Origin of the sequence: Paraburkholderia sp. BCC1885 (assembly GCF_900996235.1) — a bacterium.
In the GTDB taxonomy this organism is placed as follows: Bacteria; Pseudomonadota; Gammaproteobacteria; order Burkholderiales; family Burkholderiaceae; genus Paraburkholderia.
The window spans coordinates 205,740-219,343 of record NZ_CAAJGM010000263.1; the positions used below are offsets into that span (position 1 = coordinate 205,740).

Sequence of the window (13,604 nt, forward strand, 5' to 3'; positions counted from 1 at the left end):
TCGCATGACTCGAATATGCGGCATGCGTGCAGGTATACTTGGCCGGCCGTCGTCTGCGCCGCGATTTCATCATGAACTCGTCGCGGCTGAACGGCGGTTTCGTCGCGGAGCACCCTGTTCCGCCCGTGCCCCTGTTCCCGCAAAAGACCGGGAACACCGACGATCCGATCATGAAAAAACTTCTTCTGCTCGCTCCCGCTGCTCTCGCGCTCGCCGCGTGCGGCTCGTCCGGTCCTACGCGCGATGCTTCGCAGCCGCTCGTGTACGTGACCTCACAGCGCACGGCGTCTTACATCACCGAATGCCTTGAAAGCCGTCTGTCACGCGTGCAGGCGTCGTCGGTGGGCGGTTCGACTGAACTGGCCGTCGGCTCGGGTTCGGACACGGCCTACTTCGTGACCTTGACGCCCGTCAGCGCCGGCGCGGTGATCAAGGTCATGCGACCGGCCAACGCGCCGGACGACCCGCCGGAGCCGGAAATGCGCTTCGACATTGCGCGTTGCGCGACTTAACGACAGGCGAGGGTGACGAGGCGGCAGGTATTGCAGGTTCAGGCGCTGTCTTTTTGCGCGGGCATCTGCGAACATAGCCGCCCTTTGTATTCAGTCGGCGCGCGCGGCGCCGCGCACTATCGATGGCATCGAACAAAGCACATCACGCCACCGGCTTCGCGGCCGGCGTCATCGCGGCGGCAATTGTCGCGCGCAGCGGTGCGGGCGGTCCGTTTCATCTGTGGGTATTGCTGAGCTTCATCGCGGCGGTGGCGGGCGGCACGGCGCCGGACTGGATGGAAGTAGCGTGGTGGTCACGCAGACGGCGTCTGTGGATCACGCATCGCACCGTCACGCATTGGGGAATCGGCTGGATCGCACTGCTGCTGTTTTCTTATCGCGAACTGGCACACCATCAGCCGCTCGCCGCGCTCGCGTTCGGTTTTGCCTGTGGCGGGTTAATGCATCTGCTCGCCGACTGGCCCAACCCGATGGGCGTGCCGTGGATCGCAGGACGTCACTCGCTCAACTGGTGGAATAGCGGCCACTGCGATTTGCTGGTCGTGGGCGCTTCGTGGATCGCTGCCTGGTTCGTGGCCGGACATGGCTGGCTGCATGAGGCGCATGGCTTTGCCTGGTTGCAGCACTTGCGAATGGGATAGACAGGCCTAAACCACGTTCTTCTCGACAATGGGCCGGTTCTCCAGCACGCGCTGGAAGTTCAGCGAGGACAGATCCAGCGTCGTGTAGCGGCCATGCAGGATCAATTCGCTGATGCCGCGACCCGTGGCCGGTCCTTGTTGCAGCCCATGCCCACTAAAGCCATTGGCGAAAATGCAGTTATCGACATCCGGGTGATAGCCGATGATCGCGTTTTGATCCAGCACGTTGTATTCGTAATACCCCGACCAGCAGTTCTGCACCCGCAACGCTTCGAATTGCGGCACGCGATGCGCCAGCGTCGGCCAGATCACCTCGTCGAACAGCGCGTGATCGACTTCATCGAGCGGCAGGTCGTCCGGGTCGTTGTTGGCGGCAGGCGAGGTGCCGCAAATGAACGACTTGCCCTCCGGGCGAAAATAGACGCCGCCTGGATCGATCAATAACGGGCAGCCTTCGAGTTGCGCGGGCGAACTGACGTTGAAAATGCTGCGGCGGCGCGCAAACACCGGAATGTCGACACCGATCATCTGCGCGAGCTTGCGCGACCACGCGCCGGCGGCGTTCACCAACACGTCGCAGGCGATGGTTTCGCCGCCTGCGGTCACCACCTGCGTGACACGCCTGCCGTCGCGGTGCAGCGCCACCACGTCAGCGGCCGCGTAGCGCGCGCCGAGCGCCTGCGCTTTCTTGCGCAAAGCCTGCACGAGACCATAGCCGTCGAACCAGCCCTCGCCGCTCTCGCCATAGGCGCCTGCCGCGAGGTCCTCGGTATTGAGCCAGGGGAAGCGCGCCTGCAAGGCGGCTTTGTCGAGCAGACTGATGTCGGCGCCAAGGCTCTTCTGCAATGCATGATTTTCGCGCAGGGTCGACTCGCCGGCGGGAGTGGCGAGAAACAGATAGCCGCCTTCGTGCAGATCGATGGAGGGTTTGGCGCCGTCGATCTCAAGCCGCTCGCCGATCGAACGCAAAAACTCGATGCCGAACAGCGACATCTGGATCGACAGCGGCGTCGAGAATTGCTGACGGATCGAGGCCGCCGACAATGCCGACGACGAACGCGCGTAGGTCGGATCGCGCTCGATCACGGTGACATTGATCGTGGGATCTGCCGCCCGCAAAAAGTACGCAATCGAACTGCCGATCACACCACCGCCGACGATGACGACTTTCGAATTCACGACTTGCTCCACCTAAGGCAGGCGCTAGCCGCATCAACAGACGGCCAGTCGAACACGGGTTGACAGCTACTGAATGACGCTGTGGCGGCTCGCTGAACGTGACGAGCGCGCTCGACTGACCCCGGGGCAGTTGAGCGGGCCACGTCCCGCAGATACTTAGCCGATATTGAAGTCGATACCCTGCGCCAACGGCAATGCCGACGAATAGTTGACCGTGTTGGTCGCGCGGCGCATGTAGGCCTTCCACGCATCCGAACCCGACTCGCGGCCGCCGCCCGTTTCCTTCTCGCCGCCGAATGCGCCGCCGATTTCCGCGCCGCTCGGCCCAATATTGACGTTGGCGATGCCGCAGTCGCTGCCCGCCGCCGACAGGAACCGTTCCGCTTCCCGCAGATCCGTGGTGAACACGCACGACGACAAGCCATGCAGCGCGGCGTTGTTCGCCTCGATCGCCTCGGCGAAATCCTGATAACGCAGCACGTAGAGGATCGGCGCGAAGGTTTCCTTCAACACCACGGCTGTTTGCGACGGCATTTCCACCAGCGCCGGACGCACATAGTGACCGCCTTCATAACCCTGCACTTCGACGCGCTCGCCGCCGAACACCTTGCCGCCTTCCGCAACCGCCTGTTGCAGCGCTTCCTGCATGCGGGCGAACGATTGCTTGTCGATCAGCGGCCCCATCAGCGTACCCTTTTCGAGCGGGTTGCCGATCGGCACCTTGCTGTAGAGCTGCTTCAGGCGCTCGACGGTCTGGTCATACACGCTCTCATGCACAAACAGGCGGCGCAGCGACGTGCACCGCTGACCCGCCGTGCCCACCGCCGAGAACAGGATGCCGCGCAACGCGAGTTCGGGGTCCGCGCTCTGCGCGACGATGCCGGCATTGTTGCCACCGAGTTCGAGCAGCGAGCGGCCAAAGCGCTTCGCCACTTCGACGCCAACGGTGCGACCCATTTCGGTGCTGCCGGTTGCGCTGACGATCGACGCACGCGGATCGGCGACGAGTTTCGCGCCCACCTCGCGGCCACCGTTGATCAGCGCCGTCAGGCCAGCGGGCGCGTCACCAAATTCCTTCAGCGCGTCGCTTAAGATCTGATTGACGGCCAGGGCGGTGAGCGGGGTTTTTTCGGATGGCTTCCAGATCACGGCGTTACCGCACACCAGCGCGAGCGCGGCATTCCATGACCAGACAGCCGCCGGAAAGTTGAACGCCGAGATCACCACGCAGGTGCCCATGGGATGCCACGATTCGGCCATGCGGTGACCGGGACGCTCGGAGGCAATCGTCAGGCCGTACAACTGACGCGACAGGCCGACCGCGAAGTCGCAAATGTCGATCATTTCCTGCACTTCGCCCAACCCTTCCTGGAGGATCTTGCCCGTTTCGAGCGTGATGATGCTGCCAAGCGCCTGCTTCTTCTCACGCAGCCGATTACCAAGCAGACGCACCAGTTCGCCACGACGCGGCGCCGGCACGTTACGCCATGCGCCGAACGCCTGTTTCGCATTGGCGAGCGCCGTGTCGACCTCAGCCGCGGTGTTGCTGGCCACACGGCCGATGAGTTCACCGGAGATGGGCGAATGAACCGCAATGTCGCCGGCTTGCGCCGCCTGAGCGATGCCGAGATCGGCAAGGATGGTCGAAGCGTTCATATGCAAAATCCCTTTTATTTCCAATGCGAAACAAGAGTAAGTTCGGAAACTATACACGTGGGGTTTTATGGGAGCAAGCGCAATCGCGGCTGTACGGCCGCGGCGAACGGGGCGTTTTGCCTTCTATTTCAAGCCGCATTTGGCGGCTCGAAGCGCATGGAGAAACTGCAATCTCGGCCGCCGCCAGCCGCCGCGGACCACGCCCCGATCGCCAGCATGCATGTTTCTTATTGGAAAATTTTTCCCTCAGCCGTCTACCATTAACCGATCGACCAGCGCGCGGGCGAAGGGCGGCAGATCCTTGACGCTGCGCACGCAGATCTTCAGCTTACGCTCGGCCCAGCCGTCGTTCAGACGCACGAGGGCGATCTGCATGGTCTTTGCGTGACGCAGCGCAACCGACTCCGGTACGATGCCGATGCCCACTCCCGCCTCGATCATCCGGCACGCGGCCTCGAAGTTGCCGACCTGGATGCGCAGTTTGAGCCGCACGCCGAGGGTGTCGGCGGCGCTCGTGACGAACGCATGAATCGCGCTCGAGGTTGGCAAGCCGACGAAGTTATCCTCAAGCGTCTGCGCGAAGTCGACCGAAACCTCGTGCGCCAGCGCATGATCCTTCGACGTGACGAGAATCAGCCGGTCGTCGCGATAAGGCAGCATCTCCAGATGCTCGGCATGCACGTTGCCCGCGACGATGCCGATGTCGGTCGCGCTATCCGCCACGCCCTTGACGATCTCGCCGCTCAACACTTCGCGCAGATCGATATTGACGTCGGGATGGTCGCGCAGGAAGTGGCTCAGCACGGTCGGCAGGAATTCGCTGATCGCCGTGGTGTTGGCCCAGATGCGCACGTGGCCCTTAATACCCTCGCCGTACTCCTGCATGTCGCCCGCCAGATGCTCGACACGTTCGAGCACGAGGCGTGCGTGATGGACGAACGCCTCGCCGGCCGGCGTGGGCGTCACCCCCTGGCTGGTTCGATACAGCAATTTGAAGCCCAGTTGCTCCTCGAGATTCTTGATCCGGTTGCTCGCGGCGGGCGCAGAGAGATGAGAGCGCTCCGCGGCGCGCGCAAGGTTCTTCGTGTCGGCGATGTTGACGATCAGCCGCAGGTCTACAAAATCAAAATGCATTGGATGGAAACCGAAGAAGTGAGCGCTGGCAAACGGCAATCTTAACCGGGCATGAAGCAAGCGTTCGGAATAGCCGAATTCGCCGTTCGGTCTGCTCTGTCAGACTGCCGAAGGCACGCCCATCGAAAATGGCCAGAGGTATTCAGTCGTTCTGCCGCTTGTTCAAACAAACGCCAGCAACTTCTCCGCCAAAGCACCCGGCGCGCTCACCATGGCATCGTGTCCCGTCGCGATTTCATCCCACGCCCAACCCTGCTGCGATTTGACGAAGTCGCGGCTGCTTTGCAGCGGCGCGTAGACAGGATCGACGCATTGGATATACACCTTCGGCAATGCGCCGCCGGGCGGTCCCTTTAGTGCGATGGGGTCGTTGAAGGCCTTCAAAGGATGGGGCGTGCAGTGACGCTCAAGGAGAGCGACCTGTTCGGCCTCGAACACGCCGAAGGCATTGGCAGGCGGCACAGGAATGGTGAGGCCGCCGCTGGTTTCCAGCGCCTGTTTCGTGCGCGCGGCAACGATCTCCGGCGCAAGCCGCGAGAATACCGTCTCTCCATCAGACAGCACGACGGCGTCGAGAAACACCAGTTGACGGATGCGCTGCGGCACACGGTCGGCCGCGCCCGCCAGCGTCAAGCCGCCAAAGCTATGCCCAACGAGAATCACTTCGGACAGATTTTGCGCTTCGAGTACGTCGACGACGTCTTCGATGAACACATCAAGGCCGATCTGTGGCGAGAGCAAATGGGCACGGTCACCGAGCCCGCTAAGCGTCGGCGTAAAAACCCGATGGCCTTGCGCACGCAGGATCTGCGCGACCGCGCCCCAGCACCAGCCACCATGCCAGGCACCGTGGACCAGAACATAGGTGCTGGGTTTTCCGCCGCTTGTAGGTCCGCTTGTAGGTCCGCTTGTAGGTCCGCTTGTAGGTCCGCTTGTTGGTCCGCTTGTTGGTCCGCTTGTTGGTCCACTTGCGGGTCCGCATTTTGACCCGCTTGTCGGTCCGTTCATTGCGCCATTCGTCAAAGCGCATGGTTGATGAGACATAGCCAGATTTCCCTCCCTCACGACACACCGTGCGTGTCTGGAAACCCCAGCATATCTCTGCGGCGGCGAGGCGGAAAGTCGGCCGAATGGCCTATAGCCCTGCTTTATCCCGGCAGTTACACTGCTCCGCTCCCCAGCACTTCGCCCGGGTTCGCCTCGGACGCGCTGATGTCTGGCGAAATCTCTTCAAGCGTCTGCTGACTGGTTTCGATACGTAGCGCAAGAATCGCCACGCTAAGCAGCAGGAGTACACCACCCACCATTGCCACCACACCCGTCACGCCGAAGTGCGTGTACAAGACAAGCGCCACGTAAGGCGTCGTCATTGACGCAGCGCGGCCGCAAGTGCCGGCAATACCGGTGCCACGCAGCCGGTGCGCGGTCGGGAACAACTCCGGGATATAACCGAACAGGCCCAGTGTGCACACCGTATAGATGGTCGTAACCAGCGCAAAGCCCATGATGGAAATTGCCACGGGTGCGCGCATCTGTACGTAGATGAAGCCGAGCACGATGGTCAGCAGCGAGAACAGCACGATGCCGTTGCGGCGCCCGATGCGATCCGTCACCAGGTAGCCGACCACCGCCCCCATCGGCGCACCGAACGACATCAACAGCACGAAACCCAGCGATTGCACGATGGTCAGCCCTTCCTTGACGAAGAAGGTGGGCAGCCACGCGACGAAACCGTACAGCGACATATTGATCGCCATGCAGGTAAGCGCGGCCACCAGAGTACGGCCGATCATCCCGCGCGCGAAAAGCGCCGAAAGCGGCGCGGCCGGCACTTCGTGGCTGACCACGCGCGCCACCGGTGGCAGCTTGCCGACGCGCGCCTCGACCTGCCGCTCGATGGCCGCGACCGTTGCCTCTGCTTCGTCCAGACGGCCAACCGTTTCGAGCCAGCGCGGCGATTCTGGCATCCGATGCCGTAAAAACCAGACGATCAGCGCGCCGACACCGGCAATGGCAAACATGTAGCGCCAGCCCAGATGCGGAATCACCCAGTAACCGACGGCGGTGGCGCCGAGCAAGCCCGAGTTGATGATGAGCGCCAGCAACGAGGTCCAGCGGCCGCGCGTGGCAGGCGGCACGAACTCGCACAAGGTGCCGGCCGCCACCACCAGTTCGGCGCCGAGCCCAATGCCCATCAGGAAGCGCAACAGGATGAGCCAGTAAATATTCGGTGCAAAGCACGCAGCCAGCGAGGCGAGCCCGAAGATCGCCAGGTTTGCCTGATACGAATAGCGCCGCCCGAAGCGGTCGCCCAGATAGCCTGATAAGCCCGCGCCGATCATCATGCCCATGAAGGTGGCGGAAATGAAAAACGAGCCGAGCCGCAGGTCGGTAAAGCCGGCTTTGACCATTGCCGCGAGCGAGCCGTTGGCCAGGTAGATGTCGAAGGCGTCGAGGAACGCACCTGCGCCGATCAGGCCAAGAATTTGCCAGTGAAAACGACTGATAGGCAGGCGGTCGAGCCGCGCGCCGGAATTGACGGTTGCCAAGCTGTGTCTCCTGATCGTGCAAACGCGGACGGGGCCGCGATCAACGGGACTTGCTGGCCGTCTTGGATGGCACGGCGGCTCTGGCGCAAGTTCCTGGGCGGCGCGGCTTCGGGTGGCCCTCGCCTGAACAGGCTAAGATTGCAGCAGCCCGCGCGGCGTGGGAATTGGCATTATTGGAAGCCGGTGTTTTGCTGGCGTTAACTCTGCTCCACGATCCGCCGTGCCTTCAGGATCACGGGCAAATCCACCATCTTGCCGTCGACGGCCACCGCGGCACCCCGGCTCGCGTCCACCGCCTCCAGCACGCGCGCGGCCCAAGCCTGCTCGGCGGCACTCCACGCGTAAGCGCGGTGTACTGCGTCGATCTGCTTCGGATGGATGCACAGCTTGCCGCCAAAGCCAAAACGGCGTCCGCGCCGCGCGTCGGCTTCGATCGCCGCCGCGTCGGTGATGGTGGTCGAGACGCCGTCGACCGGCGCGCCGATACCCGCCAGCCGCGACGCCAGCACGATCTGCGAGCGAAACTGGTGCAATTCCTCGCCATCGCCGTCGATGCCGAGATCAATCTGGAAATCGAGCGTCCCGAACACGATGCGGCTCACGCGCGGCGCGGCGCACAACGCCGTCAGACCGGCAAAGCCGCGCGCCGTCTCGACGATCGGCAACACGCCGAGCGCGGTATGCGCGTGCGCCAGCACGGCGGCGACATGCTCCGGCGTCTCCGCCTTCGGCAACACGATGCCCGCGACGCCGGGATGGCCCGCCAGCGCGGCGATGTCGTCGGCAAACCACTCGGTCTCGGAACTGTTGATCCGTACCCACGCCGGGCGAGCTGCGTCCGCCGCTGCCAGGATGGAGGCGCGCGCGGTCGGCTTTTCGTCGGGCTGCACCGCGTCCTCAAGATCGAGGATGACCGCATCCGCGCCCGCCGCACGTGCTTTCTCGAAGCGCTCCGGCCGGTTGCCCGGCACGAACAGGTAGGAACGGGGCAGCGCGGCAGTCATGCGGTGACCTCGGCCGCATCGAACACGGATTCGACGCGCGCTTGCGAGGCAATCTGCCAGGCGCTCCCCAGCAGGCGGGAGGCATCTTCCTGCGAAGCCGCGCCGGAAAATGCCGCGAGCCGCTGAAACTTGGTTTCGATTTCATCGCGCGACAGCGTGTTGCCCGGATCGCCCTTCGGCTCGTCGACGCGGCCGTGCAGCGTGCGGCCGTCGCGGGTCAGGACGGTGACCTTGCCGATCCAGCGGGCCGGGTAGGCGCTGTCCACTTCGGTGTCGAAGGCCATCTCCACCTTGTCGCGGAAGGCGGCAATCGCGGCGGCGTCAAAGCCCTGCTCGAACTCGGTAACCCCCGCATAGCCGTGATGCGCGACCAGCCCGAGCACGGTACCCATGTTGAATTTCGCCTGATGCACGGTGCGCGGTGTCACGACGGCGCCCAATACGTCGATGGCGCCCTGATGCACGTGGGCCGTCACTTTCGCGATGTCCTGCGGCGCAAGATGGTGCTGCTGGATCACGGCCAGCAACGCGTCCGCCGCCGGATGCGTATGGCGGCACGCCGCGTGGTACTTGAACGAAGTCTCGGCAATCGCCCAACGGCTGCCTAGCCGGTGGACCAGACGCGCGGGGTCGGCGTCGCTCGACATGCCCGCCGCCATGCCCTGGGCACCTTCGAGGATATGGGTCGCGCCCTTGAAGCCTGCGCTGGCGAGTTGAGCGGACATCAGACCATTCGCGGCGGCCATGGCGGTGTGCAGTTGCTTCGAATCCGCAGCGTCACGCAGGAATTCCCACAGACCGCTCGCCTGGGTGCCCGCCGAGCCGAACGCGTCCAGCATCTGCGTGGGTGTGAGGCCGAGCAGCCGCCCGGCGGTGGCCGTAGCGGCCACGGTGCCAGCGGTGCCGGTGGTGTGGAACACCTTGTAGTGCGAGCGGCCGAGAAATTCGCCGATGCGGATGCCCACCTCATAACCCGCCACCGCCGCCGCGATGAACTCGCGGCCCGACGCGCCACGGGCTTGCGCCAACGCCAGCGCCACCGGGAACACCACCGTGGCCGGATGGAACACCGAACCGTTGTGTACGTCGTCCTGCTCGGCGAAGTGCGACGCGGCGCCGTTCACCATTGCGGCGAAATAAGGCGTCGCGCGGCTGCGGTCGATCAGGATTTCGCAAGGCGCGTCCGACGCGTCGCCACCCGCCTGACGCGCAAACTGCGCAATCGTCTCCACCGGACGTGCGCCTTTGCCGGCCAGCGCCGAACCCAGCCAGTCCACATACAGATTGACGGTGCGTTCGACAACCGCTGCCGGGATGGCGTCGAACTTCAGTTGCGCGGCGAAGGTCGCCAGCGTGAGGCTTGGGTGATCGGTCATGATGGAATCGGCTCGCGTAGGGTTCGTAGAAGGTTGCCGCCAATGCCACGCAGCGGGCACAGCAGCAACACGGACAAATTCAGATCGCGCCGGCGGCGCGCAACGCTTCGATCTGCGCACCGTCGTAACCAAGTTCGCGCAGGATGGCCTCGGTATGCTCGCCAAGCGCCGGCACCGGATCCATACGCGGCTCGAAGTTCGCCGGCAGACCCGGCGGCAACAAGGCTGGGATCCTCCCGGCCGGCGTGCCCACCTCCTGCCACCGCTCACGCGCCGCCAGTTGCGGATGCACCCACACGTCGTTGAGCGTATTCATTTGCGCGTTGGCGATGCCGGCCGCCTCGAGCCGCTCGATCACCTGGGTCGCCGTCAACGGTGCAAACGCTTCGACGATCACGGCGCGCAGTGCGTCGCGTGCCGACGTTCGTTTCGAGTTCGACGCAAAGCGCGGGTCCGTGGCGAGTTCGGGTTGCACGAGCACCTGATCGCAAAACAATTTCCATTCGCGCTCGTTTTGCAGGCCCAGCATGATCGTCTTGCCGTCCCCTGCGGGGAACGGACCGTAAGGGTAGATCGTCGCGTGCGCGGCGCCGGAAAGTGCCGGCGGCGCCTGGCCGTCGATCGCATAGTAAAGCGGATACCCCATCCATTCGACCATGCTCTCGAGCATCGACACGTCGATCCGGCAGCCACGCCCGGTGCGCGGCCGCAACAGCAGCGCGCTCAGGATGTTCGAATACGCGTACATTCCCGCCGCGATATCCGCGATCGAGCAACCCGCCTTGGCCGGCTCGCCGGGCGAACCCGTAATGGACAAAAAACCGGATTCGCTTTGAATCAACAGGTCGTAGGCTTTCTTGTCGCGATACGGGCCGTCCGCGCCATAACCGGAAATGTCGCAAACAATCAGTTGCGGATATTTCTCGCTCAACTTCTCATAGCTCAGACCGAGGCGGTCCGCCGCGCCAGGCGCAAGGTTCTGCACCAGCACGTCGGCATCCGCGACCAGCGCCTCGAGAATCTTTGTGGCCTCCGGCTGCTTCAGATCGAGCGCGAGACTCTCCTTCGAGCGGTTGGTCCAGACGAAATGCGACGACAGGCCATGCACGCGCTCATCGTAGCCGCGCGCGAAATCACCGACGCCTGGACGCTCCACCTTGATCACCCGCGCACCGAGATCCGCAAGTTGACGCGTACAGAACGGCGCCGCAATGGCGTGTTCGAGTGTGACGACCTTGATACCGTCGAGAGGTCTCATTGATGCTTCCTTCGCCTTCACAAGCAGAACAACTCAGAACGAACGCGGCAAGCCGAGAATATGCTCGGCCACATACGACAGAATCAGGTTCGTCGAGATGGGCGCCACCTGGTACAGGCGCGTTTCGCGGAATTTGCGCTCTACGTCGTACTCGCAGGCAAAACCAAAACCGCCATGGAATTGCAGGCAGGCATTGGCCGCTTCCCACGACGCATCGGCGGCCAGCAGCTTCGCCATGTTCGCCTGCGCGCCACACGGCTCATGCGCGTCGAAGCGGCGCGCGGCTTCGAAACGCATCAGGCTGGCGGCTTCGACGTTGATAAAGGAACGTGCAATCGGAAACTGCACGCCCTGGTTCTGCCCAATGGGGCGGCCGAACACGACGCGTTCTTTCACATACGCGGACACCTTGTCGACAAACCAGTAACCGTCGCCGATGCACTCCGCGGCGATCAGCGTGCGCTCGGCGTTCAAGCCGTCGAGGATGTACCTGAAGCCCTGCCCCTGCTCGCCGATCAGATTTTCCGCGGGGATTTCGAGGTTGTCGAAGAACAGTTCGTTGGTCTCGTGATTGACCATATTCAGGATGGGCTGCACGGTCAGGCCGTGACCAATCGCCTCACGCAGATCGACGATGAAAATCGACATGCCCTCCGACTTCTTTTTCACGTCAGCAAGCGGCGTGGTTCGCGCCAGCAGGATCATCAGATCCGAATGCTGCACGCGTGAAATCCACACCTTCTGGCCATTGATCACGTAACGGTCGCCGCGCCGCTCGGCGGTGGTCTTGATCTTCGTTGTGTCTGTGCCGGTGGTGGGCTCGGTCACGCCCATCGACTGCAGCCGCAACTCGCCGCTGGCGATCTTCGGCAGATACCTGCGCTTCTGCTCGGCGGAACCGTGGCGCAACAGCGTGCCCATGTTGTACATCTGCCCGTGGCAGGCACCGGAATTTCCGCCCGCACGGTTGATTTCCTCCATGATGACCGATGCTTCGGTCAGACCCAACCCCGAGCCGCCGTACTCCTGCGGGATCAGCGCGGCGAGCCAGCCGGCTTTGGTCAGCGCGTCGACGAAGGCTTCGGGATAGCCGCGCGCTTCATCAATCTTGCGAAAGTATTCGCCGGAAAACTGCTCGCATAGATCGCGGACGGCTTCACGAATGTCCTGGAAAGAATCCTGTTGCGTCGTTTGCATGGAAATCGGCTTGGAAGATGAGCTTGGAATGGGGTTAGAAATGAGCGGTGAAGGGCGACGGTTCCGTCAGACGGCTATCCGGCTTCAGGCCATTGCCGGTTTCAGGCCAGTGCAGCCGTGGCGCGCATGGTCAGAAAACCTTCGTGGTCTTTGGCCCACAGGTCGATGGTCTTGCCATCGTCAGACGGCTTGCCGCACACCGTGAGGGGCCGGTTGGCGAAGGTAGGACGCAAGGCCTTGAACGCGAAGCTCTGCAGCGCGGCGTCGGGCCGTTCGCGGCGTACCAGGTCTACCAGCAGCGTCGCGATCAGCGGGCCATGCACGATCAGGTCGGGATAGCCCTCCACCCCGGTCACGTAGGGATAGTCGTAGTGAATGCGATGGGCGTTGAAAGTGAGCGCCGAATAGCGGAACAGCAAGACGGGGTCGGCATGGAGGGTGCGCCGCCACGCTTCGCCTTCCGGCGCGGGCGCCGCCTTCGGCGGGGGGGCATCGGGATGCGGCGCATCACGATAGACGATGTCGTGCTCTTCCTCGATCTTCACCTCACCGGCCACTTCAATGCTGTGCTGCACGGTGACAAACACGAGACGGCCTGAACGGCCGGTTTTGTCTTCGATATTCACTATCGTCGAAGTGCGCACCGCACGCTCGCCCACCTTCAGCGGCTCATGAAACGTGAGACGCCCGCCGGCCCACATGCGGCGCGGCAACGGCACCGGCGGCAGAAAATCTCCGCGCCGGGGATGGCCATCCGGTCCTGCCTCAGCCAGCGGCGAAACGGGTAGAAAGTACAGCCAGTGCCACAGCGGCGGCACGCTATTGCCCGTTTCGATCCGATCCAGCGTGGCCGCCATTGCCTGCAACGGAAACGCCGTGATGTCGTCTTTGGCAACGGCCTGCTTTTCGAGCCAGGCGTCGAGATTCTCGGCTAAGGCAGACATGCGCGGGTCTCCGGATTGGCTTAATAGGGTCTAACTATGAACCTTGCGGGACGTCCCGCGAAGTTCGCATTTCTGAACCGGGCGTTTGGCTTTGGTTAAGACGGCGGCCTGACACCTTCCAGACTGGAAGGCCAGGGCGGAGTTCCGTCGAATG

General features: G+C 63.3%; 12 protein-coding genes. 2 read left to right on the top strand and 10 right to left on the bottom strand.

Annotation, left to right across the window (positions count from 1 at the left end):
* Positions 1-170: 170 nt before the first annotated feature.
* Positions 171-512 carry a sugar ABC transporter ATPase gene (locus tag FQ755_RS34435; RefSeq protein WP_144162065.1) on the top strand — a complete coding sequence of 114 codons (342 nt, stop codon included), beginning with the start codon at positions 171-173 and terminating at the stop codon, positions 510-512.
* Between the two features lie 122 nt (positions 513-634).
* Complete coding sequence (locus FQ755_RS34440) at positions 635-1,153, top strand: metal-dependent hydrolase (RefSeq protein WP_144162068.1); 519 nt, start codon at positions 635-637, stop codon at positions 1,151-1,153.
* A 6-nt stretch (positions 1,154-1,159) separates the two neighbouring features.
* Here FQ755_RS34440 and FQ755_RS34445 read toward each other — a convergent pair whose 3' ends face one another.
* From FQ755_RS34445 to FQ755_RS34490, 10 genes are all read right to left on the bottom strand, one after another.
* The gene (locus FQ755_RS34445; RefSeq protein WP_144162071.1) at positions 1,160-2,332 is read right to left on the bottom strand and encodes an NAD(P)/FAD-dependent oxidoreductase; all 1,173 of its coding nucleotides are present in this window, start codon (positions 2,330-2,332) and stop codon (positions 1,160-1,162) included.
* 156 nt (positions 2,333-2,488) lie between these two features.
* The gene (locus FQ755_RS34450; RefSeq protein WP_144162074.1) at positions 2,489-3,988 is read right to left on the bottom strand and encodes an aldehyde dehydrogenase family protein; all 1,500 of its coding nucleotides are present in this window, start codon (positions 3,986-3,988) and stop codon (positions 2,489-2,491) included.
* Positions 3,989-4,234: 246 nt separating this feature from the next.
* A complete protein-coding gene (locus tag FQ755_RS34455) occupies positions 4,235-5,122 on the bottom strand; it encodes a LysR family transcriptional regulator (protein ID WP_144162077.1) in 888 nt (295 codons plus the stop codon).
* A 162-nt stretch (positions 5,123-5,284) separates the two neighbouring features.
* Entirely contained in the window at positions 5,285-6,166 is an 882-nt protein-coding gene (locus tag FQ755_RS34460; protein WP_313957490.1) for an alpha/beta fold hydrolase, read from the bottom strand.
* 116 nt (positions 6,167-6,282) lie between these two features.
* The gene (locus tag FQ755_RS34465) at positions 6,283-7,671 is read right to left on the bottom strand and encodes an MFS transporter (RefSeq protein WP_144162080.1); all 1,389 of its coding nucleotides are present in this window, start codon (positions 7,669-7,671) and stop codon (positions 6,283-6,285) included.
* A gap of 197 nt (positions 7,672-7,868) precedes the next feature.
* Complete coding sequence (locus FQ755_RS34470) at positions 7,869-8,675, bottom strand: HpcH/HpaI aldolase/citrate lyase family protein (RefSeq protein WP_144162084.1); 807 nt, start codon at positions 8,673-8,675, stop codon at positions 7,869-7,871.
* A complete protein-coding gene (locus FQ755_RS34475; RefSeq protein WP_144162087.1) occupies positions 8,672-10,051 on the bottom strand; it encodes an MmgE/PrpD family protein in 1,380 nt (459 codons plus the stop codon). Before FQ755_RS34475 ends, FQ755_RS34470 begins: the two co-directional genes overlap by 4 nt.
* Positions 10,052-10,130: 79 nt before the next feature.
* Positions 10,131-11,309 carry a CaiB/BaiF CoA transferase family protein gene (locus tag FQ755_RS34480; RefSeq protein ID WP_144162090.1) on the bottom strand — a complete coding sequence of 393 codons (1,179 nt, stop codon included), beginning with the start codon at positions 11,307-11,309 and terminating at the stop codon, positions 10,131-10,133.
* Between the two features lie 33 nt (positions 11,310-11,342).
* On the bottom strand, positions 11,343-12,506 hold the full coding sequence (locus tag FQ755_RS34485; RefSeq protein WP_144162093.1) for an acyl-CoA dehydrogenase family protein: 1,164 nt from the start codon (positions 12,504-12,506) through the stop codon (positions 11,343-11,345).
* 101 nt (positions 12,507-12,607) lie between these two features.
* Positions 12,608-13,450 carry a MaoC family dehydratase N-terminal domain-containing protein gene (locus FQ755_RS34490; RefSeq protein ID WP_144162096.1) on the bottom strand — a complete coding sequence of 281 codons (843 nt, stop codon included), beginning with the start codon at positions 13,448-13,450 and terminating at the stop codon, positions 12,608-12,610.
* Between the last annotated feature and the right edge of the window lie 154 nt (positions 13,451-13,604).

Coding starts and splice junctions, on each gene's coding strand:
- FQ755_RS34475 (WP_144162087.1), bottom strand. CDS start 10,051: ATGACCGATCACCCAAGCCTCACGCTGGCGACCTTCGCCGCGCAACTG.
- FQ755_RS34485 (WP_144162093.1), bottom strand. CDS start 12,506: ATGCAAACGACGCAACAGGATTCTTTCCAGGACATTCGTGAAGCCGTC.
- FQ755_RS34490 (WP_144162096.1), bottom strand. CDS start 13,450: ATGTCTGCCTTAGCCGAGAATCTCGACGCCTGGCTCGAAAAGCAGGCC.
- FQ755_RS34440 (WP_144162068.1), top strand. CDS start 635: ATGGCATCGAACAAAGCACATCACGCCACCGGCTTCGCGGCCGGCGTC.
- FQ755_RS34435 (WP_144162065.1), top strand. CDS start 171: ATGAAAAAACTTCTTCTGCTCGCTCCCGCTGCTCTCGCGCTCGCCGCG.
- FQ755_RS34460 (WP_313957490.1), bottom strand. CDS start 6,166: ATGTCTCATCAACCATGCGCTTTGACGAATGGCGCAATGAACGGACCG.
- FQ755_RS34480 (WP_144162090.1), bottom strand. CDS start 11,309: ATGAGACCTCTCGACGGTATCAAGGTCGTCACACTCGAACACGCCATT.
- FQ755_RS34470 (WP_144162084.1), bottom strand. CDS start 8,675: ATGACTGCCGCGCTGCCCCGTTCCTACCTGTTCGTGCCGGGCAACCGG.
- FQ755_RS34450 (WP_144162074.1), bottom strand. CDS start 3,988: ATGAACGCTTCGACCATCCTTGCCGATCTCGGCATCGCTCAGGCGGCG.
- FQ755_RS34455 (WP_144162077.1), bottom strand. CDS start 5,122: ATGCATTTTGATTTTGTAGACCTGCGGCTGATCGTCAACATCGCCGAC.